This is a genomic window from Roseivirga sp. BDSF3-8 (genome assembly GCF_041449215.1).
Classification (GTDB): domain Bacteria; phylum Bacteroidota; class Bacteroidia; order Cytophagales; family Cyclobacteriaceae; genus JBGNFV01.
Genome location: NZ_JBGNFV010000001.1, coordinates 1,033,724 through 1,055,161 on the forward strand (window position 1 = coordinate 1,033,724; position 21,438 = coordinate 1,055,161).

Consider the following 21,438-nt stretch of genomic DNA (forward strand, 5'->3'; position numbering starts at 1 on the left):
ACAAGCAACAGATAACCGAAGCCCTTCTGCCACCATACAGAAGGGCTTTCTCATGCCATCTCAAAAAAAAGCCCGGAAACCTTCCGGTCCCGGGCATCTGGTTCAAGTATAAATAGACGTGGTCGAATTATCGTAATATAAGTAATTGGCGCATGACCGACTTTTTGCCTTCCTGGGCGATCCAGATCTGGTAAGTACCATTATCCAGGTCCGCTACGGAAAGCTCATGACTATCCAGGCCTCTTCTCCCATGACCCTCACGCAGTATGCGCCCGAGGTTGTCCGTAAGCTTGTAGCTAATATCTGCTTCCAGAATATCACCAAAGTCCAGAATAAGCTGATCGCGGGCAGGTACAGGATAGATTTTTAGTTTTCCGCTGTTTACCTCGTCATCAAGACCGCTTACCACGGCTGGCTCCAGGCTCTGACCTATAGGCTCTATAGCCGCCTGATGCACCTGGTACACTGGTCTTCCGTATTGATTAAGTTCGCCAAAATTATCACCGCCCTGCACAAAGACCAGGATACTCCACTCGCCGGCCCCAATATTTTCTTCGGGGGTGTATTCAAGGGTGATGGTTTCGCTACGGGCGCTACCTTCCAGCCAGTCACCCTCTATCCTAACGCCACCGGCATCCGGTACAGCGGCCATAAACAGGTTTCGAAGCTCTTCACCATCAACTACTTCACTGTTTTTCACCAGCATAGTATGTAGATATACCGGCCCCACAACGGTGCCGCGCGCCTCCTGCTGGTCATTTCTCAGTATGTTTACATCTATAGTGAGCGGATCACCGCCGGTGCCTCCTGAATAGCTTATGCTAAGATCGTAAGGGGCTGCCACAAGACTTTCCTGGCTGTAGTTTTTCAAGCCCCAATCCATAAACGAACGGCTTATATCCATATAACGGCCGTCTACTACCGAAACGGGGCCATCAGAGATACCATAGTAATAAGCTCGTGCGCTCTGGCTACCATCGCGAACCACATGGCTACCGGTGCCGTCGGGTATGGCATACTGCATGTGGATAATATCGGAACGGCTATCCGCATAGGCAGCTACGGTGGCGGCATCAGATACGGCCGCAGTGTTGCTCCTTTCTGCAAAGTGCTCGAGCACTACCCGGCGGTTCTTATTGCCCATGTAGACATTATCGAAGCCAAAGCCATCGAAATCATTGCCCGGGTTATCCGCATTGGTACCCAGAGCCATCCGGAATCTGAATGTGCCGTCATACAGGGTATCGGTGGTGCCCGCATTTAATACATCTATAAGGCTAAGGCGACTGCGAAACCAGGTACTGTCCGTACCCGTCCAGCCAATTCGGCGGGAGTCATTTACCTCGCCACCAGGCACGCCAAGAATACTTTCGCCATTATACCAGTTGATGCCGCTATCAGTATCTCCCAGGATATTCCAGGTGAGCCCCCCGTTGACACTATACAGTAATATGGCGCCATCCGCCCCTTCGTCAATATCCCTCCAGATGTCCAGCGCCAAAACCGGATCTGTCAGTCCGCTACCATCGAAACAAGGACTCTCAATATATGACTGTTCATTGTTAGCGTAAATCGTATTGTTAGCATTGGTTTGCCACACATAGCCCGTAGAATCAGCATAGTGTAGTTGCCAGCTATTTTCCTCAGTCTGCGTTATGCTACTGTTTACCCAGCCTGTGGTGGCCGCATCGTATGCTTCAAAATCTTCGTAATACGATAGCCCGCTTATGACAGGATAAATGAAATAGGCTTTCGTTTTGGAGCCAATACATCCCTGTTCCGTTTCAACAGTCAGGCTTATGTCCTTTCTACCGGCAGTGGCAAAGGTGTGAGTAACCGTAGGCTCTGCAGTGGCAAGCGAAGTGCCGTCTCCGAAATCCCAGATGTAGTTCACTACAGTAAGGCCATCGCTCAAATTCTGATTAAAGGCATCAGTAGCATCCAGGTAGGTAGTATGACCGCTACAGAAGCCAAAGGCCGTAAAGTCAGATTCGGGCAGTGGAAAGGTAGTTACCTCCTGTGAGAATGACCCAACACACCCTAAGTCATCATTTACATACAGGGTAACAAACTTATTTCCGACAAAATCCACCGGTTTTCTTGCAATCGGACTCTCTGAGAAAGTTCCGTCACCAAAATCCCAGCGGAACGTGTAGCCGATAGTATCAGCAGGGTCAGGATTAATCAGAATATCAGGGGTGAATACCAGCGTATCGTTAAAACACACATTCTCATAAGTATAGGTGGCCTGTGGTGGCTGTCTTATACTGAAAGCCTGCGGTTCTGACACTCCATAGCAGCCATTCTGATCCTGTATAGCATAGGTAATCTTATATTCACCTACAGAAAGATATTCAGGGAAAAAGTAGGTAAGCTCATTTATGACATCGAAGACAGGGTTCCCGTCTACTGTAGTAATGGCACTGTCCCCTGCAGTATACAGGCTGAAGTCCCCATTTAGAAACCCTTTACCAGGTGAAAGTACCAGTGGGTTTTCATCCAGGCAATATTCGCTCACCAATCCTGAGAATGATGGCACTGGCGTTGGGTTGATAAACACTTCCCAATCCTGCTCCCAATTACATCCTCCATACATGTAAGCATACGTAAAGATGTAATTAAACCCTGCCTTCAGGCTGTCAGGGTGAAAATAGAGTGTATCACTGATCAGCTCCAGGGCCTGTGTTCCCGGATCAGGACTAATGCTGAATCCGCTCAGGTCGCTAAGTACTAAAGGGCTGCCAGCTACTTCTATCCCCCAGGTACGGGTACTTTCCCCTTCGCAGTATTCCACCTCGGGGGTAATGGAAGTGTTAGTCACCGTAATATCACTTACGACCGTTGCCGGCTGAGCCGAAATTGAAAAGTTTCGTTGCCCGGAGGTACCGTCACATAGTATCTGCGAGCCGGCATAATTTACTGTAAGACCATAGTCGCCAGGAGGCAGGGTAGATAAGGAAAGACGGTTGCCTGTGATATAAGTTGAAAGATCAGAGGTATCAGCCAGGTCTATCAGGCTGAATGACCAGTAAGATGGATCGTAGGTTTCTGTCCCCCCATTTAGTGTCGGATTAATAAACGTATCAGTAGAACCAAAACAGTAAGTGCCAGCCAAAGGACCCGAGACAGAGCCATCATTTACGAAAAAGTCTACAACAGGCTGCTCCTTCAGATAGAACCCTTTCACATAGGTATCGTAGGTAGTGGCTGCATCAGACTGAGTCGTAGAACAAATTTGGCCAGATTTATTTCTGAAATCATAGCTGGTAGTCCGGGTATAGTTGGCATAGAGTGAATAAGATCTGCCCGGCACCAGCCCCAGACTCGCTATATCAAGGGTAGCCCCTTCCCATGCTTTGGTGGTATTATTCCAGCTACCTCCCGGAAGGGTACGCTGAGAGCCATTCTGATCATATATATATATGCTATTAACTACCCGGGTGTAGCTGTATCTGCGCTCACAGGTGGTGGAGTAGCTGCTCCAGTCATACTGTATAAAAGCAAAATCCGATGACAGGATCACATCAATGGACTGAGGCGTAACTGAGGTGATACAGTAATCTGATGCAAGGTTAGGCGCAGAGGTGGTAGCATCAGCATCATACACGCTAAAGACCTGATCGGCCGTATTAGTACAACCCGAATCTGAAGTATATACCAACGTTACACTATGGTTTCCTACCACATTAGGGTAAAAATAGTAAGTATTACCATCCTGATAAACACCAGGGCCGGTAAACGACAAAGTGCCCCCCGTAGGTACAACCGCAAAATTATTTAAGGTAATCCGTGACTCTGTGTCAGCATAGGTGCCTTGCAGACTGGCGTCCCAGGATGCGGGGGGCAAATCATTTATACTTACATGTACAGTATCTGAAGATACGGCACTGCCACAACTGGTACCATCGCTGTTTTCGCAGTTTCTTACGAAGAATTCATAATTCGTGGCAGAATTGAGTGTCAGTGTGAAGATAGCACCGCCACTCACATCAGTAGGCCTTAGGCTGGATCGCTGAGAACCATTCCTGTAGAGGTAAGTATTGGTAGAGTTCCCGTTCACGGCCATGAGTGTCAGTACATCGCCTTTACAATAGCTTGTAGCAGTTGCTGCAGTATTGGATATCAGTACATCATTTTTCAGGATATACAGCTCCGGATCAGCACTTTGCTCATTGGTTACGTTAAATGTTCTTGTGGCCGTATCTGAGCAGCCAGTGGTATTATCCGTATAGGTATAGGTGATGGTGTGATCACCGGATAGGCCGGATGGAGAGAAGTAATAAATTCCGCCGGATTCGTATACACCATTACCGCTAAACGAAGCTGTACCGGCCGCAAGGTCATCGTCAGACATGGCAGTCAGGTTCTCGTTCCCATCTGTGGAAGCATAGGAGGTTTTGATGCCTGACTTAAAATTGGCCGTAGGGTTATTGTTCTTATGTAAGTAGATGTAGTTACTTTCCAGTCCCCCGTCTTCTACAAAAATATAGCGGTTACCATCATTATTATTGAGGGTAACTTTTATGTATACGTATTCCCCTGATTCTACTTTGCTGTCCGGAGTAAGCTCGTAGTCTGTCCCCAGGTAGTTGATATAAATTTTCACACTGGACTCAACCACACCTTTTGCCAGAAATGTCAATTGCTCGCTTACGCATACCTCTTCTCTATTTACAGCGCTGTTATTAGAAACAAGAGTTCCGTTCTTATTAAGGAAGAACAGTTCAGGGCCGTCAGATACCACAAAATTCTGCGTGGCAGTAGAAGTACAGCCTCCTTCAGAATAAGTAGCAGTTATAGCATACGTACCTGCTTTGACGGGATCAAAAAAATAATTGGTGCCATCATACTGTACAAGATTACCGCTGAAGGTAAGGTCCCCCCCTGTAGGGCTTTCATCTACAATTGTCTCATCCAGCGTGATTGCCGCGCTGCCCGTAGTATAGTTATGGGTGGTGGAAGAAAAAGAAAGAGAGGGAGGGTTTTCAATCGAAAGATATATGGTATTGCTATTTGTCTCATCACTGCAGATATCAGACTCTCCGGAATCATCATTACAATTTCTGACTGTTACGGTCGTATTACCAGTATTAACCCCCGTTAGCGTAAAGTAATTATAGTCGCCTGATTCGGTAAACGTTTTGGTAATCTCAGAGCCTCCCACGAAGCATCTCAATTCAGAATTTATGCCGTTTGCCACAGCAAAGTTCCTGGTACCCCCTACACACAACACCTCTCTGCTACCCGAATCGTTGGTAATGAAGTTGCCGTTTTCATCTATAATATATAATACAGGATCTCCCGCACTGGCAGTGACTGTAAATGTGGCCGTAGCTTCAGCAGAAACACAACCATTCAGGGTGTATGTTACAGCGACATCAAATGATCCCGTGGCGGCAGAGGAAAAGGTATAATTGCCCGCACCATCATCAGACACTCCATAGCCGGAGAATACAAGGTCCCCGCTTCCGCCGCTGGTGGTCACCTCGGCATTCAGGTCTATTGACTGTCCTGCGGTAACAGCATATGGAGCTGCATCAAAACTGACCGTTGGGGCGTCTACCCCATTCAGGTACAGGAGGCTGAAAGCTTCGTCATCGCAAGGATCGGTCCCGCCTGTTTCTCCATCATCCTTACAGTTTTTCACTCGCAACCCAAAATTACCCGAAGAGGCCCATATCTTAAAGGTGATTCCCCCATTGACTTCTTTAGGGTATATGTCATCCGTCCAGTCAGAGCCATTTCCTCTGAATACCTGCAGCTCATCTAACACACCACCTGTCACAAAAATAGTGACGGAGTCAGAAGTACAGACGTCCTCTCGGTCAGAGGCTGAAGGTGTAGTGATCGGGATACCGTCCTTCAGCAAGTACAATACAGGTGCGGGGTCTCCGCTACCAAGGGGTTTAGCTCCAAAAGAAGTAACGGAGACAAGCATGCAGAGCAGCCCTACACATATGGAAAGTAGCTGATTTACCATGATATTACCGATATGGGATTAGTATGATGATTAGAAAGGCGCAGGCCTGAAACGAAAAAGGCATCAAATGGCAATACAGCAGACAAAACCGTACGTACGGAAACAAAATAATTTCCTACGGCACGATAGCTAAGCCGGAACCTATTATCCTTTAATCGTTTAGTTTTCATTTCAAAGGTCATTGTGTGCAGGGAGGCTAATGGTGACATAGCCACTCACACAATTTTACCTTACAAAAATAAAAAAGGAATAGTGGGGATTGCAGGTGTTGTACTAAATCAGATTATATTATTGTATTCCAAAGACTTTTATTCAGTCACACTTCACTTATATATTTTAATAAACTGACAATCAATATTTTACAAGGAATCACAAAGCAGAGTACCTGTTTTTACTGACGTGGGATTTTACAGAAAAGAAAAAAGAAAAGGCCATCCGCTAAAATGCAGATGGCCTTTTGATATGCTAAAAATCTAATTATCAGCGGGTTACTACAAACTTACTGGTAAATACTTCACCTGATGACGTAGCCATCTGTACGAAATAGATACCTGGTTTGTAGTCTCCAGCCTGTAGCTCTACTGTAGATACTGTACCGAAGGTTTCGGCAGCATCATGCAGTGTGCGCACCACCCGGCCATCGGAACCAAGCACCGAGATAGTTGTACGACCCTCTTCCAGGACGACAAACTGAATTTCTGCTTTGCCTGACACCGGATTTGGTGTAATGCTTAGCTCACTGTCTATATCGAGGTAATCCACGCTGGCGCCGGTACGGGCCATCATAAGGTCACCACTGCACTGCTCTTCTGCAAAACATGCACCAATATTTGCACCTCTGCTAATAAAGAAGTCTGCCAGATGCTCAGGAAGACAAAGCTGCACATACAGGAAGTTTTTGATATTCCAGCAAAGGTTGAGTTTTTGCTTACCACGGCCATTGCCACAGGTTGCATCAATAGCACATACCGTAACCGAAACCTCCTGGATATTACCACGCTCATCTTCTACTACAAGGGTGTAGGTGGTAGTCGTTTCAGGGCAAACCTGAATGCTGGCAGTGGTATCTCCATTACTCCATTTATAGCTGTACTCACCTCTTCCGCCAGTAACATTGGCAGTAAGGGTGGTACACTCTTCAGGTCCATACCCGCTATACACGATCAGGTCTCCGTCAATACTAACTTCCAGGGGCTCAATAAGCTCAAAGCGGGTTAGTACAGGGATGTGGTCTGAGGTGGTATTAGCATAGTTGAATACCAGGTTGAAAGGTATGAGTATCTGCTCACTTCCCTCTATGTAGTCAGGGTACAGCTCATCGCTGATAGTGATATGATCTATCACGTTATCCTGGAATACAAACGTACGGAGGCCAGCTTCACTAAGTGACTTAGTCACCACTTTATAGTCCGGATCGTTAACAAAGATCTCATAAGGAGAAGGCTCCGTAGTGGCTTCATCAAGTACGGGCTCATCCACATCATCATTGTAGTCACCAAGGATAATTACCTGATCGTCACCGTAGTAAGTATCAAGTGTGTCCTTAAGCACCTGCACATCATAGGTACGACGTGCAAGGTTCTGAAGTCCCCGGCTATTAGATACCGCGTGAATGTTTACAAGAGTTACCTCTTCGGTTACTCCGGCTACATTGGCTTCTACCTCAAGCAGGTAAGGCAGGCGACCACTGGCCCAGAAGCCTTCCAGGTCATCAGGGTAGCCAGGCAGCAGGCTGGTGTCACCGCTGGTGCGTAGTTCTGTGTAAAACTCATCAAACACCACGCGGTCGTTGAGTACTGTTACCACATCCGTATTATAGATGTAGCATAGCTTCTGAGGAGGGAAGGTACCGTCGTCAGGCTGGAAGCTGAACGAATACACGTCAGAGCACATAGTCGCAAAGTTGCCCTCTAGCATAGACGCGAGGGTAGCAAGAAGGGCATCGTCACTCACTTCCTGTACGGCTATTATATCAGCATTCAGCTCATTAATAATCGTAACGGCATTTTCTAACTGAAGCTGTACATTATTAGGACCGAAGTTATTCTGAGTAGCACCGAAAAACTCCATGTTCCAGGTAGCTACATCCAGCGTAAGCGCAGGATCAATGTTGCTTCCTTCCGGCACGTAAGGCATTGCCTCAGGTATGTCTGATTCGAACCGGGGCAGTACCTGAAGACTACCACGGAAGCTACCTACCACACCAGTTACTGTGGTACCTGCTTCGGGAATTACAGTACCCACCAGGCTTTCCACATCCGCGTCAATTCTCACATCGGTAGTGCCTGTGGCATCACTGATAGAGTAATTGCTATTAGGGAAGAACACACCGCTATTACTGAATGTAACTCCTTCGAGGGTTACGAGCTGTCCTTCTACTGCGCCGAGCTGATCGATTGTTACCACAGCAGGCTGAACCGGTGTGGCTGCACCAAGATCTGTCAGTTCAGTTACATCTACTAACTGCACCTGATCGTTAAACGCGCCAACAGAGGCTTTGATGCAAATGCTGTCACCGATAGCAAAATTACCGTCACCGTGAATCTGGCTGTCAAATACAGCTATTCCTCCAGTGGCATCTTCTATAAACGCAGGACCACCAAACTGATCAGTCGCGGTAAGGGTACCGCAAACAACCACCTCCGTACCGAAAGTGAGGGTACGCGCTGTGGCAATAGACACAGTGTCAGATTCTGGCTCGGGATCAACTTCACCGCCAAATGACTGGCCGGTATTTACTTCACCATAGGTACTTGCAAACGGGCCGTCCCATACGAAATCTACATACGCAGACCCCGTTCCGGTAAGCTGTAGCGAAAAACCCACCTCGGTGCCTGAGCTTTCGCTAACACCAAGATCCTCACTGGTAAGTCCGTCAGCAGGACCACCTACAGCGACAAACGCGCCTTCGTAGCTCAAAAACTGAATTACGCTGCCTTCGCTATCAACCAAGGCAAAACCGTCAGGACTGCCATTCTGCAGGCCACTGATGGCAAAGAAAAGTGTGCCATATCCGTTATCCTGTGAAGGAATAGTACCTGATAGAGCCACTGTGTTGTATGGACCTCCACCGTTACCATTGTAAAGGACAAGGCTATATCCGGCAAGGTCGGTTCCGGCTGTACCGGCAACTTCTATACCCTCACCCACGTCAGAGCCGCTATTATCATAATGTACTTCGTTTACGAAAAGTACAGGCTCAGGCGCAATAAGGGTCTGGCCTGAGTTGATAGCTCCGTATGTTGAAGGAACAGGGCCCCCCCAGGTAAAGTCGGCATATGCGGCTCCGGTGCCTTCTAATTGTAATGAAAAACCAGTATCTGTTCCTGAAGACTCAGAAACACCGATGTCTTCGCTGCTCATGCCATCAGCAGGGCCTCCTACAGCGACAAACGCGCCTTCGTAGCTCAGGAACTGCACGACAGAGCCTTCTCCATCTACCAGGGCAATACCATCAGGGCTGCCATTCTGCAGGCCGCTGATAGCGTAAAACTGAAAGCCCCAGCCATTGCTGTCGTCAGCCAGTACGCCATTAAGGCTTATGGTGTTGTAGGGTGAGCCCCCATTACCATTGTAGGCTACAAGCGACCAACCGCTCAGGTCAAGACCGGCAAGGCCGGCTATTTCAACACCTTCATTTATGTCTGACCCGCTATTATCATAGTGGATTTCATTGATGAAAGCCACGGCAGGCACATCGCTACCGCCATCGTCACCTCCGCCACCACCGGGAGTACCATCTCCGAAAGTCTGGCCGGTATTGACCATGTTGTATGTTGACTCGATAGGTCCTGTCCAGGTAAAATCAGAGTAGACTGTACCGCTACCTTCGAGCTGCAGGCTTTGGCCGGCAGGTGTTTCGAAAGTTTCAGCCACGCCAATGTCGGTGCTGGTCATTCCTGAGGCAGGACCATCCGTCGCCTGGAATGAGCCTTCATAGCTCAGAAATTGTATGACAGTGGAGCCTTCTATTAGGACTATGCCGTCAGGGCCACCATTTTGGATGCCTGATATACCGAAAAAGGCCGTTCCAAAGCCTCCCTCCTGGTTGCTCAGGGTACCTGAAAGGGGAACGGTATTGTATTGACCGCCGCCGTTTCCATTATAAAGGACGATGGAGTATGCAGACAGGTCGGTACCCTCAGGTCCCGCTACCTCTACCCCCTCGTTGGTGTCGGTACTGACATTGTCATAGTGTATCTCATTGATAAACACAGACTGGGCCTGAGCAGAGCTCAGCACACTATTTGTCAATACCATAAAGCAGAATGCTAAAAGTAAATTTTTAATCATAACTTACATTTATGGGTTGTCCAGTTAAGCGCCATAAAAGTAATAAAAATTTACCCCTGATAAGTTTTTCTTATGTTAAGGGAATATTAAGCAGGCAAAAGCACTTCAAAAGTTACACGAACATTATTCGGCTAAATAATTGAAGGCTAAGGATTAATGTTATTAGATAAGTCGAGAAGATTCCTTACAGCTTTTCGGGATTCATAGCGGTAAGGCTCTGGTTGCTTAGCAAACTTCTGACGGCTTTCGCCAGTAAACGGCCACAGGTTATCACCTTAACCTTGGGGCTTTCAGGCAGGGGATATACAGTATCACTGACAATAAGTGCTTCAAGGGGGCTTTTTTCTATTCGTTCCAGGGCATTTCCGGTAAGCAGCCCGTGCGTGCAGTAGGCCCTTACACTCTTAGCACCCGTTTCCATAATTAGTTCTGATGCCTTGCACAGGGTACCTGCTGTGTCCACCATATCATCAATAATAACCACATGACGTCCCTCTACCATACCGATGATCTCCATGTGGCTAACCTGATTAGGTCTAAGTCTTTCCTTATGGATTACCGCAATTTCGCAATCCATTCTTTCCTTATAGTTCTTTATACGCTTTAAGCCTCCAAAATCGGGACTGCAGAGGCACAGGTTATCAAGCTGCTGCTCAGAAATATGTGCGCTAAACTCGCGGCCCATACCCAGGTGATCAAACGGAATGTTATAGAAGCCTTCTATTGCATTGGCGTGCATGTCAATAGAAATCATGCGATTGGCACCAGCTTGCTGGATCAGGTCAGCCACAAGGCGGCTGGCAATGGATACACGCTGACCATCCTTACGCTCCTGCCGGCTATGAGGCAGGTAGGGCACAAGGCAAATAACCTCCCTTGCACTGGCTCGGCGGGCCGCATCGATAGCCATAAACAGCTCAAAAAGATTGGAATAGGGCATACTGGCAAAAGCCACCAGGAACACAACCATGCCGCGTACGGACTCCTCATACCGCACAAATACCTCCCCATCACTAAACGTTTCACTATGGAGTTTCCCCAGCTCAATGCCTAATTCAGAAGCGACGGTTTGGCCTAACTGGCGGGCATGTGAGGTAGCGAAAAGTTTAAAATCCTGCTGCATGGTATAATGTGGTTTGGAATTTTATGAGTTAAGCCTTCTGCAAACATAGCGATGTAAGGCTTTCCTACGCAAACTTTTCGAGAATATGCCTGAATAAAGGGATGTGTTCAGCAGCAATCATGTCTTCCTGAAGTAACTCCTTCAGTTTTTCCCCTGACACCCATCTGAGGTTCTCGATGTCATCATTGGCCGAAGCCTCTCCACTAACGTATGGTGTAGTATATAGTAGAGTAATGATTTTATCACGTTCATTTCGGTAACGCCAGTCATCTACCCGCATAGACATCTGGTAGCTGAGAGCGCCACACTCCACACCAGTTTCTTCTTTTAACTCTCTGGCAGCAGCTTCTTCAAAGTGCGCATCCTCCGGATCTGAAAAGCCGCCGGGCAGCCTCCACTCCTGGGTGTAAGCCTTGCTTGCAATGAGCCATTCACTACCCTCATTACGATGTACGGCAATATCCACTGTAGCATAAACCTGAGGGTATAATTGCTGGTAGGCATATATAATACCTTTACGGAAGGCCTCTCCCTGAATCAACTCAGGTGAAAAGCCTTCTGCGGCTTCGGCATTATCAGAGTCCAGCTCAGGATTCAACTCCTCCGTTTTCCAGCTTCCTGTGTATCGTCCTGTAAGGGTGTCCGTCGTACCGTATAAGGTGAAGTCACCCGCTGCATCACGTTCAGTAAGTAAACTCTCCAGCCTTGTGCTCCAGTCTTCTGCTTTTGGGGATTCTTTTAAACTGAGTACCGTGGCTTCAGGAAACACCTCACGGATCATAGCCGAACGAACGGCTATAGAGAAGGGATCTCTCACACTTCCTTTCACGGGTGAGTCAGATAATACAACCCACACCTCTTCGTGACGGTGCCTGGTAAGCTTATAAAAATCCTCCTGGTCACCCGTAAGCCTAAGTATCTGCACGTTAGCAACCCATACGCCTATATCTTTCATATTACTATGTATCGGAATGTATGATGCCAACAGGCTATGGAATGAAAAGTTGTTTAGAACTTTACGATAACCCCTACATTAAGGACATTCTTCCACTGAACGGCAGGGCCTACATCATTAGGATCTTCATTGCGAATGACATCTATGTCATCATCATATATCAGTTGGGTGGTGAAACTGGTACTAAGCCACTCATTCACTTTCATAATAAAAAGGGTCTCCCAGTTCACGTCGATAAGGCCAAATGTCTCGTAGTCATTAAACAGGTTCAGTAAGGTGCTGAAGGTTACATTTTTAGCGATCTCTTTCTCGTAAGCAGCGGCAAAGTTCATACCTATCTGAGTGCGGACATTTTTTTCCGGGTCTACTCCATAGGCACCGGCAGTAGCCAGGGAATCGTTAAGCACAAAAGTCCACTTAGCAGTAGCAGGAGACAATGTGGCGCTGAATTTCTTTTTGGTGTAGGTAATACCTGGGCTGAAAAGGAGATAGCCGGGGGCCATAAATTCAGAGATCAGTTGTTTTTGCTCCAGGCCGTCCACATCTTCGGGAAAGTTATAGCCGGGTGCAAACTGAGTACGAAAATCAAATTTAGTAGACAGATGCCAGTGCTTGGTAAGCTTATAGCCATATTGAGAAATCAGGAGAATGGCATCATCCGACTTCCTTAGTTCGTTATCTCCCTGCTTGATAAGCCCATAGGCCAGTTGCAGGTCTGTTTGCCACAGGTTACGATCATCCTCCATCTTGGCGAACGTATTAAAAATCCCCCCCAGGGAAATAGAGCTTTGGCCACCGCCTGCCCAGTTTGACAGGCTAACATTCGAAAAATTAAGAGCCACATCGCCACCTGTGATCCAGGTTGTATCTACCTCTTCCGTTGAGTCATCCTGCGCCCATACGGCAATCGGAAGAACCATCAGCATAATAGCTGTAAAAAGCTTTTTCATGGGTAATAGTAATTCAGCGTAAAAGTATGAGGCAAAAATAAAAAAAGCCTCCCGTGGTGGAAGGCTTTTAATAGCTAAAATTTTTCTTGCTTAGGCGATGGTAGCCTTTATGTCATTGAGAGCGTTCTCAGTAAGCGGCTTGGTGATAAACTTAATGACATGATCATTATTCACGATCTTGTCTATATCGCGCTTGTTATCTGAACTGGAAAGGATAATTACCTTACACTTATTTTTCACGGACTCATTAAATTTCTCAAACTCATACAGAAATACGAATCCATCCACTATAGGCATATTGATATCGAGGAAAATGATATCGGGTAACCGCTCCGGGTTTTCTTTATTGGCCTCAAGGTACTCAAGAGCACTTTTACCTGAGTTCTTTATTTCTACCTCTTTGGCAAATTTAGTTATCTCAATGATGCGCTTGCTTATAAAATTATCAGTGTCGTTATCATCGACAAGCATCACAAGATCTATGCTTTTGGTATCGGTTATCATCTAATCGCCCTTTATCTTTCTCTTTGAATCTCCTGTCAGAGGTATAATAAAGATCCCCCTGATTACTGTTTGTTCTATGTAGTATTGTTTCCCTTACTCAGAAGGGAAATATTCAAACACCTGTTTAAAATCACTGTATCAAAGATACGAACCTGACCCCATTATAAATGAATTATCGTAAATAATCCTGATACGAGTAATAAAAACAGGACTATTTACAAAAAACAGGGGTTACTCTACGCAAATAATATCTTTCTATCGTGGTATATTTAATTCCTTACCCACCGTTAGATCAAACTCTTTCATGTCATTCGCCTCCATCAGTTGTTGGAGGGTTATGTTGTATTTCCTGGCAATTCCATAGAGCGTTTCACCAGCTTGAACAACATGAATTATGGACTTCACTTTATCAGATGGCTGTTTTACGTCAGGTTTTTTTACTATAAGCTCCTGGCCGGGCTTCAGGCCGTTGTCACCGAGATTATTCCACTTTTTAAGGTCATCTACCGTCACATTATAGCTTCGGGATATACCATAGAGCGTTTCGCCGGCCTGCACTGTATGCTTTTGTGCTGAATTGGTATTTTTAGGCAAGTTGGTTGACTCAACTTCCACCCACCTAACATCGCTTTCCTGGCCATTTTTACTCGCCTCACCTACTTGTTCCAACGCAGAATTTTCCGTATTCTCCTCAGATTCATCCTGAGGGTTTCCGCTCTCTTCATGGCCAGTTTGTGCCTCAATATCAGCTCCGGCAGGCTGCTGCGCCACATCGGCATCCACACTTTCCGTAACCTCTTCGTATGTATCCTCTTCCTGAGAGGGGGGTGTGTTTTTAGAAATGGTGTGTTCCTGTAATCCGGTATTTTCTGAGATTTTATTTACCACCGGCCTGTCGATCGGGCGTGTTTCCTCCCCTGCATTTTCCACCTCTACATTTTTGACATTTCGGTACTGAACAGGCTCATCAGATGGACGGGTAAACCGCATCCAAAGGACTCTTCCCGTCTTTAAAGGCACCGGCTCTCGTTCCCGGTTTTTTCTCAGCAGAGACTTCTCGCGGATTCCGTATTTCTGTGATATGCTCCACCAGGTTTCTCCTGGCAATACCACATGCTGATAGACAGGGGCTTTCCCTTTTTTTCTTTTAAAATAATACACCTGCCCCGGCTCTATAGGCGTGGTGGCAGACATGTCATTATACCTGAGAAATCTATTCTCCGAAATGCCTCCCAGCAGACTCAGGCTCTCTATTGTAGCGCCGGAGCCAGCAACGGCAGCATCACGGCCGTTGGCTTCTAATCTCACTGAAGTGGATGATGCAGATGTGCGGTCATAGCCCTCTAGCTTAGGGAATGCCCCGGGATCATCTTTACCAAAGCGGGAGTCACTAAACCGGCTCTTCATATCCACCTTAGGCCTGGCCGGACGGCTGACATCGGCAATCACACGGGAAGGCTTATCACGCATAGGAAGGATCACTGCATAGACTTTATCATCAGGCACTTTACCCCGGCTAAGCCACTTGTTATACTCCTCCACCAGGTTATCATCCACACCGGTTTCCCTGCCAATATCTTTTAGCGACTTCCCCGCTCCACGCGTATATTCCACTAATTGATATGGGGGTTTTGATTTATACAATTCATCCTGGTAGGCTATCTTGTGGGCAAGAAACTTCAGAATATACCAGTGATCCTTTTTAGTAATAGTATACTTATCTGAGCCATAGTATTTTTCATTGGCCAGCTTCATAGCGCCACCCGCTCCCTGATGGTAAGAGAGCAGCGCATACACCCAGTTGTCAAAGTAATTGTTATTTCGCTTCAGGTACCGGGCGGCACCACGGGTAGCGGAAACGATATTCTTTCTCTCATCTACCGGTCCACTGATCCGGAGGCCTACTTCTTCTGCAGAGGGTTTCTTAAACTGCCAGAAACCAACAGCATCACTACTGGAGATCGCATCTGACACAAGAGAACTTTCCTGAATGACAAGAAACTTAAAATCCTCCGGAAGGCCCTCTTCACGAAAGATGCGTTCTATGATAGGAAAATACATATTGACCCGTTCCAGCTTCATATCAAGATACCGCCGGTTACGGTGAATGGCATCCACATCAGATTGGATAGTACGCCGTGCCGCATCATTGATCCTGAGATCCATACCGGCAAATTCGATACGCGAAGGCACTTTAGGCCCCTGTGCAAGTACTATTCCGGAAAAACAAAAAAGTGCTAGAAGTAGTAGAGAAAGCTTTTTATTCATCGTTTTCGCATCACCATAAGTCCATCACGCACCGGAAACAGGACATTTTCAACCCTCACATCTCTGTGGACCTTATCATTAAAGGCCATAATGGCTTCTGTGTCCTCATCCAGCTTTTTACGATTCTTTTCAAGAACCTTGCCACTCCAAAGCACATTATCGGCTATGATGAACCCTCCGGGACGTACATTGTCCACTGTTAGGTCAAAATAGTTGGCATAATTGACCTTATCGGCATCAATAAAAACCAGGTCCCACTCCTCATCAATAGCGGGAATTATGTCCAGTGCGTTACCGATGCGGTAATCCACCTTGTCGTTTACACCCGCTCTGGCCAGGTACCTGCGTACCATCTCCTCCAGTTCCTCGTTAACGTCTATCGTATATAACCTCCCGTCTTCCTGCAGCCCTTCAGCCAGGCACAGAGCTGAATAACCGGTATAAGTACCTACCTCCAGCACACGGTGCGGGCGTATCATATGTGAAAATGTACTAAGCACCCTACCCTGCATATGCCCGCTGAGCATGCGAGGCTTGAGGATTTTTTCATTGGTTTCCCGGTTCAGGTCTTCCAGAAGTTCATCTTCCTGGTAGGTGTGTGCTTCTGCGTATTGGTTGAGTTCTTCGTCTAAAAATTCCATTAGTGATTGGGTCTTAGGGGACTAAACGAGCAAAAAGTACTTAAAGTCTGTCACTTGGGCAAATAAGTAAGATAGCTAAGGGTACGCTCATTAAAAATTTCATTGGCCAGGTCCTGCAGGTGGGCTGAGCTCACATTTCTAATGGACATAAATACATCCTCCAGGCTATCAATACGATCGAGATCCAGCAGGCTTTTACCCATCATAAGCATAAAGTTCATATTGTTTTCCTCAGCCATGGCCAACTGCCCTATTAGCTGCTCCTTAGCCCGGTGAAGCTGCAGTGTCCCAAGGGGGACTTCCCTGAGTTTTTTCATCTCCTTAAGTACCAGCTTCATACTTTTGTTGACCTGGCGAGGCTCGGTGCCAAAAAACACACCAAACATACCGGTATCAGTGTAGGGGGTGTACGTAGCGTCCACCGAGTAGACGAACCCATACTTTTCCCTGAGTGCAAGATTGAGCCTGCTGTTCATTCCCGGCCCTCCCAGGATATTCAGCAACATAAAAAAGGGAAGGCGCTGATCGTCATCGGCGGCAAAAGCGGTACTTCCTATCGCGCACTGTGCCTGGGTAAGCTCTCTATGTACTGTTTTATTATTTGGCTGATACCCCTTGAAAAGAACCCGGTCCGGCGCCGCGTTCATAGTAGGCACGTCCTTAACGTATTTTTCTACCTGCCTGATGACCTTTTTCATTGGTAGCGGGCCTACACTGGAAAAAATAACCCTGCCGGTATTCATGTTTTCATGGATAAACCTACGGAAGTCTTCCCGGTGAAAAGACCTCACGGTGTCTGCGGTACCAAGAATATTATGCCCAAGGGGATGACTGCCAAAAATAGAAATATCAAAGTCATCCTGTATAGCATCTTCCGGAGCATCATGATACATCGCCATCTCCTCCAGAATCACGCCCCGCTCTTTTTCTATCTGCTTTTCAGGAAAAATACTATCAAACGTAATATCACTCAGCAGCTCTACGGCATTGCCGAAGTAATTATCCAGCACCGAGGCGTAAAAGCAAATTTTCTCCTTGCTGGTATAGGCATTAAGCTCTCCGCCTACGCTCTCCAGCCGGTTAATGATATGGAAGGCCTTTCTACGCTTGGTACCTTTAAAAGCCATATGTTCCCAAAAGTGAGCGATACCCTGCTGTTCGGGTTTTTCATCCCGGCTGCCAATATCCATAATGAAGCCACAGTGTACTATGCGGGTATTACTTACCTGCTTATGAACAATTCTAAGGCCGTTTGGTAGGGTATATATTTCGTAATCTTCCATTGCGTAAAAAATCCACCTGGGTGCCGGGTAGTACCGGTATGAGGAATTAAACGGCGCTACCAAATCAGGGGCGCAAAATTACGAAATAAAGTATAAAAGGCAGGGACTATTTTTTTGCAGGACCAAGCACGACCATACTCTCGGGATTTCCATACATAATGAGCAGGCGATCATCTTCCATCTTGAATGACTGTCCCTGACTCAGGGCATGGTGAAACAGACGCTCCCACTGGGTAGGAAGCTGCCTGGTGGCACTCACGTCTCCCATATGGAAAGAATTTCGGTCATACACCTTGAGGTCACCCCATAGGCTATTAGGCCTGGCCTGAGACTGGTATTTTACCATGAGCGTATCAGCAATGAGACCAGCCACCCCAAAGTGAATTAAAATGGGTAATTCAGGATCAGGGTCTTGGTGAATAACAAGGCTATCACCAGCCCTCTCCACGAAATAAAGCACCTCAAAATCGCCCTGTAAATTTTCAGGGTGTTCGTTGAGAGACTCTTTATCACAGGCTGAAAAAGAGAAAATCAGAAGTATGGATGCCACCACCCTTGGTATACTTTTTCTCATGCACTTAAAATAATAAATCACTTCCAAATCACCTAGCCTTCTCTTTTCTTAAAAGATAAATGAGGGTTTTCCCTACATTTTTTAAAAGTGTGAAAACAAAGGAAGTCTCAAACAAGATTAATTGTGTAGCTTGTCCGACTCTTTTAAGGGCACCTTTTGTACTTTTTTGCCATCTGTTCGCATGAAAATAGGTTTCGACGCCAAACGGGTATTCAAAAACTTTACCGGGCTGGGTAATTACAGCCGCTTCGTAGTTAGGGCTCTCGCACAGACTTTCCCTGAGAATGACTACCTGCTATACACCCCAAAGGTGGTATCACACCCCGACGTAAATACGATAAGGCAACTGGATAATGTGCATGTACGCACGCCAAACAGCATGGTGGCAAAGCTCAAAATGAGCAGTGTATGGCGTTCATACATGATGGGCTCGCTGGCAGACAAACAGGGAGCCGATATATTTCATGGCCTGAGTAATGAGCTACCTTTCAGGACAGGTTCACGCATGAAGCAGGTAGTAACGATACACGATGTGCTATTCATGCGCTACCCTAATCTCTATAATCCGGTTGACCAGGAGATCTACAAGCGGAAAACAAAGCATGCCTGCAAGGTGGCGGACAGGATCATAGCGGTGAGCCAACAGACGGCAGATGACATAATTACCTACTTTGGTGAAAAATGGCGCAGTAAAATAGACGTGGTGTACCAGGGATGCCACCAGCAGTTTAAGCACGAATATGATCCCTACATCCTGCAACAGGTGAAAGACCATTACCGGCTTCCTGCTGACTTTTTACTAACCGTAGGCACTATGGAGCCGCGCAAAAATGCCATGCTGATCCTGAGGGCCCTTGAGATGTCCAAGCATAACCTTGACGTTCCCCTGGTGATTGCAGGCAAATCCACCGCCTATAAAAAGGAACTTGAGACCTTTATTAATATCAATAAGCTGAACAAACAGGTGATTTTCCTGGAAAACGTGCCTTTTTCAGACTTACCTAAGATCTATCAACTGGCCAGGATTTTCATTTACCCGAGCCTGTTTGAAGGATTTGGCATTCCTATAGTAGAAGCACTGAATAGTAAGGTGCCCGTAATATCCAGTAAAGGCGGCTGCTTCGCCGAGGCCGGAGGCCCGGACAGCATGTATGTAGACCCGGAGTCTCCCGAGGAGCTGGGGCAAGCTATATTAAAAATACTGAACAACCCCCAGGAGGCTAACCGGATGATAGACCATGGCCTGCACTATGCGGCAAACTTTGAGGAAGAAAGAATCGCTGCTGACCTGATGAGGGTATACCGGAAGCTAAGCCCGGAAGTAGCCGCTACTACCATTTGATCTCAAGTACTTTCCGGCCTGCTACTACGGTAGTATACTCGACACCCTCTTTTCTGAACAGGGTGAGGGGTTTGCCGGCAGTGCGTACCACATTCTGGTCCTCTACCATTATGGCGTTCTTCTTGTTAAATATTACCACTGCTTCCTCACCCATCCAATCAGGACTGATGGCGTATTGATCACTGTCAATTTCTATCAGCAAGGCGGCAGGCTGCAGTGTTTCCCCTCCGGCCAGTTTAATGGCGTCAGCTGCCTGGGGTATCCCATAGCCTACATAGTTATTTCCATAGGGATACAGCGTGCTGCTTTTCTCAATTATGGTCTTTACTTCAGGTCCGGTAAGGGTATCGTTGTACTGCATGAGGCAGGCCGCAAGCCCCGTAATAACAGGCGTACTGAATGAAGTGCCGGTATTTGAGTAGCAGCAAACCTCTGGCTTTATGCCGTTACCCTCCTGTCCCATACTGCTGAAAGAAAGCCGCTCACCAGCCAGACCGCAAGCCCCCACCGCTATTACACCCGGGGCATCTGCTGGAGCTGAGAGCACCTTCCAGTCACGGTCACCTTCATTACCTGCCGAGGCTATGATCAGCATACCCTTCTCAGTGGTGGCTATTTGGGCCGCGCGGGTTACCGGGACCGTTTTTCCATCCATTTCCACCGGCTTATGGTTTTCTGACGGATCGTCAAACCCATCGGAGTATCCTAAGGAGCTATTGATCAAACGTACCCCCAGGCTATCCATCCATTCTAGCGCGGCCACCCAGTAGTCTTCCTCCATCCTGTTTTCATGAGAGCCGTGGTCCGTGCGTGCCAGGTAAAAACTCGCACCAAACGCCACCCCTATGAGGTTACCATCGCGATCCAGGCCGGCAATATTTTCAAGCACCCGTGTACCATGAGTATCTGAACCAGTGAGCATGGGGCGGTAAAAGTCCCCCCTGTCAGGTTTGATAAAGTCCCTTTCGGCTAATACCCGGTTTTGGGCAAACAGATGCTCAAGCTCCTTTTTCCTGTCAGCTTTGAAAAAGCCTGCATCAATAACGCCAATAGACACACCGCTGCCATCCAGCTTATTCCCCTGGAGATATCCTGCACCAATTTGCCCCATAGCATAGGTGGCAGGCTCCCTTTTTGTTGCATCCCCGGCAGAGTAGAGAGGAGTGGCAACCGCACGATATCCGGTAACAAAAGGCAGAGCGGCAACGAGATCAAGTTCGTGAGGATACACAGGCACTGTGACTGCATTGAGCCACCGCGAAACCACATGAGGCTTACGGTGTTTTAACGAATTGGAAAGAATACGAATGTAGGCTGTATCTACAGGCAAATCTGTGTACTGCTTCAGGGATAATCCCATAGCAGCACGATTATCAAGTGTAGCCTGGCTTACTACCTGTTTGACATCTGCTGGCTTCGAGTCAAAAAACACCCAGTACTTCTGTTGTGCGGCGGCAGAAATACTAAGGAAAAGCAGAAGTAAATGCAGCAAAGTCTTTTTCATTATATAAATTTAGGAACTCGT

12 protein-coding genes are annotated in these 21,438 nt (G+C 47.0%); 1 reads left to right on the forward strand and 11 read right to left on the reverse strand.

Features of this window, described 5'->3' with window-relative positions; genetic code table 11:
- Nucleotides 1-127: 127 nt before the first annotated feature.
- The 10 genes from AB9P05_RS04155 to AB9P05_RS04200 all read right to left on the reverse strand — a co-directional run bounded on the left by AB9P05_RS04155 (nt 128) and on the right by AB9P05_RS04200 (nt 18,571).
- Nucleotides 128-5,980 carry a PKD domain-containing protein gene (locus AB9P05_RS04155; protein ID WP_371907547.1) on the reverse strand — a complete coding sequence of 1,951 codons (5,853 nt, stop codon included), beginning with the start codon at nt 5,978-5,980 and terminating at the stop codon, nt 128-130.
- A 480-nt stretch (nt 5,981-6,460) separates the two neighbouring features.
- Nucleotides 6,461-10,273: a DUF5689 domain-containing protein gene (locus tag AB9P05_RS04160; protein WP_371907548.1), complete on the reverse strand. Its 3,813-nt coding sequence runs from the start codon at nt 10,271-10,273 to the stop codon at nt 6,461-6,463.
- A gap of 184 nt (nt 10,274-10,457) precedes the next feature.
- On the reverse strand, nt 10,458-11,396 hold the full coding sequence (locus AB9P05_RS04165; protein ID WP_371907549.1) for a ribose-phosphate diphosphokinase: 939 nt from the start codon (nt 11,394-11,396) through the stop codon (nt 10,458-10,460).
- A 64-nt stretch (nt 11,397-11,460) separates the two neighbouring features.
- Nucleotides 11,461-12,351: an NUDIX hydrolase gene (locus tag AB9P05_RS04170; protein ID WP_371907550.1), complete on the reverse strand. Its 891-nt coding sequence runs from the start codon at nt 12,349-12,351 to the stop codon at nt 11,461-11,463.
- A gap of 53 nt (nt 12,352-12,404) precedes the next feature.
- The gene (locus AB9P05_RS04175) at nt 12,405-13,301 is read right to left on the reverse strand and encodes a DUF3078 domain-containing protein (protein WP_371907551.1); all 897 of its coding nucleotides are present in this window, start codon (nt 13,299-13,301) and stop codon (nt 12,405-12,407) included.
- Nucleotides 13,302-13,391: 90 nt separating this feature from the next.
- Nucleotides 13,392-13,805, reverse strand: a complete 414-nt coding sequence (locus tag AB9P05_RS04180) for a response regulator (protein WP_371907552.1) — start codon at nt 13,803-13,805, stop codon at nt 13,392-13,394.
- Between the two features lie 255 nt (nt 13,806-14,060).
- Entirely contained in the window at nt 14,061-15,971 is a 1,911-nt protein-coding gene (locus AB9P05_RS04185) for a LysM peptidoglycan-binding domain-containing protein (RefSeq protein WP_371907553.1), read from the reverse strand.
- 98 nt (nt 15,972-16,069) lie between these two features.
- A complete protein-coding gene (locus AB9P05_RS04190) occupies nt 16,070-16,714 on the reverse strand; it encodes an O-methyltransferase (RefSeq protein ID WP_371907554.1) in 645 nt (214 codons plus the stop codon).
- Between the two features lie 50 nt (nt 16,715-16,764).
- Nucleotides 16,765-17,997 carry a M16 family metallopeptidase gene (locus AB9P05_RS04195; protein WP_371907555.1) on the reverse strand — a complete coding sequence of 411 codons (1,233 nt, stop codon included), beginning with the start codon at nt 17,995-17,997 and terminating at the stop codon, nt 16,765-16,767.
- A gap of 106 nt (nt 17,998-18,103) precedes the next feature.
- Entirely contained in the window at nt 18,104-18,571 is a 468-nt protein-coding gene (locus AB9P05_RS04200; RefSeq protein ID WP_371907556.1) for a hypothetical protein, read from the reverse strand.
- Nucleotides 18,572-18,752: 181 nt separating this feature from the next.
- Between AB9P05_RS04200 and AB9P05_RS04205 the strand changes: the two genes are divergently transcribed.
- On the forward strand, nt 18,753-19,913 hold the full coding sequence (locus AB9P05_RS04205; protein WP_371907557.1) for a glycosyltransferase family 4 protein: 1,161 nt from the start codon (nt 18,753-18,755) through the stop codon (nt 19,911-19,913).
- Here the strand turns inward: AB9P05_RS04205 and AB9P05_RS04210 are convergent.
- Nucleotides 19,903-21,417 carry a S8 family serine peptidase gene (locus tag AB9P05_RS04210; protein WP_371907558.1) on the reverse strand — a complete coding sequence of 505 codons (1,515 nt, stop codon included), beginning with the start codon at nt 21,415-21,417 and terminating at the stop codon, nt 19,903-19,905. The two genes, AB9P05_RS04205 and AB9P05_RS04210, sit on opposite strands and share 11 nt — an antisense overlap.
- Between the last annotated feature and the right edge of the window lie 21 nt (nt 21,418-21,438).

What these genes read in the sequence shown, in the direction of transcription:
- AB9P05_RS04155 (WP_371907547.1), bottom strand. Translation starts at nt 5,980, where the DNA reads ATGGTAAATCAGCTACTTTCCATATGTGTAGGGCTGCTCTGCATGCTT.
- AB9P05_RS04160 (WP_371907548.1), bottom strand. Translation starts at nt 10,273, where the DNA reads ATGATTAAAAATTTACTTTTAGCATTCTGCTTTATGGTATTGACAAAT.
- AB9P05_RS04165 (WP_371907549.1), bottom strand. Translation starts at nt 11,396, where the DNA reads ATGCAGCAGGATTTTAAACTTTTCGCTACCTCACATGCCCGCCAGTTA.
- AB9P05_RS04170 (WP_371907550.1), bottom strand. Translation starts at nt 12,351, where the DNA reads ATGAAAGATATAGGCGTATGGGTTGCTAACGTGCAGATACTTAGGCTT.
- AB9P05_RS04175 (WP_371907551.1), bottom strand. Translation starts at nt 13,301, where the DNA reads ATGAAAAAGCTTTTTACAGCTATTATGCTGATGGTTCTTCCGATTGCC.
- AB9P05_RS04180 (WP_371907552.1), bottom strand. Translation starts at nt 13,805, where the DNA reads ATGATAACCGATACCAAAAGCATAGATCTTGTGATGCTTGTCGATGAT.
- AB9P05_RS04185 (WP_371907553.1), bottom strand. Translation starts at nt 15,971, where the DNA reads ATGGATCTCAGGATCAATGATGCGGCACGGCGTACTATCCAATCTGAT.
- AB9P05_RS04190 (WP_371907554.1), bottom strand. Translation starts at nt 16,714, where the DNA reads ATGGAATTTTTAGACGAAGAACTCAACCAATACGCAGAAGCACACACC.
- AB9P05_RS04195 (WP_371907555.1), bottom strand. Translation starts at nt 17,997, where the DNA reads ATGGAAGATTACGAAATATATACCCTACCAAACGGCCTTAGAATTGTT.
- AB9P05_RS04200 (WP_371907556.1), bottom strand. Translation starts at nt 18,571, where the DNA reads ATGAGAAAAAGTATACCAAGGGTGGTGGCATCCATACTTCTGATTTTC.
- AB9P05_RS04205 (WP_371907557.1), top strand. Translation starts at nt 18,753, where the DNA reads ATGAAAATAGGTTTCGACGCCAAACGGGTATTCAAAAACTTTACCGGG.
- AB9P05_RS04210 (WP_371907558.1), bottom strand. Translation starts at nt 21,417, where the DNA reads ATGAAAAAGACTTTGCTGCATTTACTTCTGCTTTTCCTTAGTATTTCT.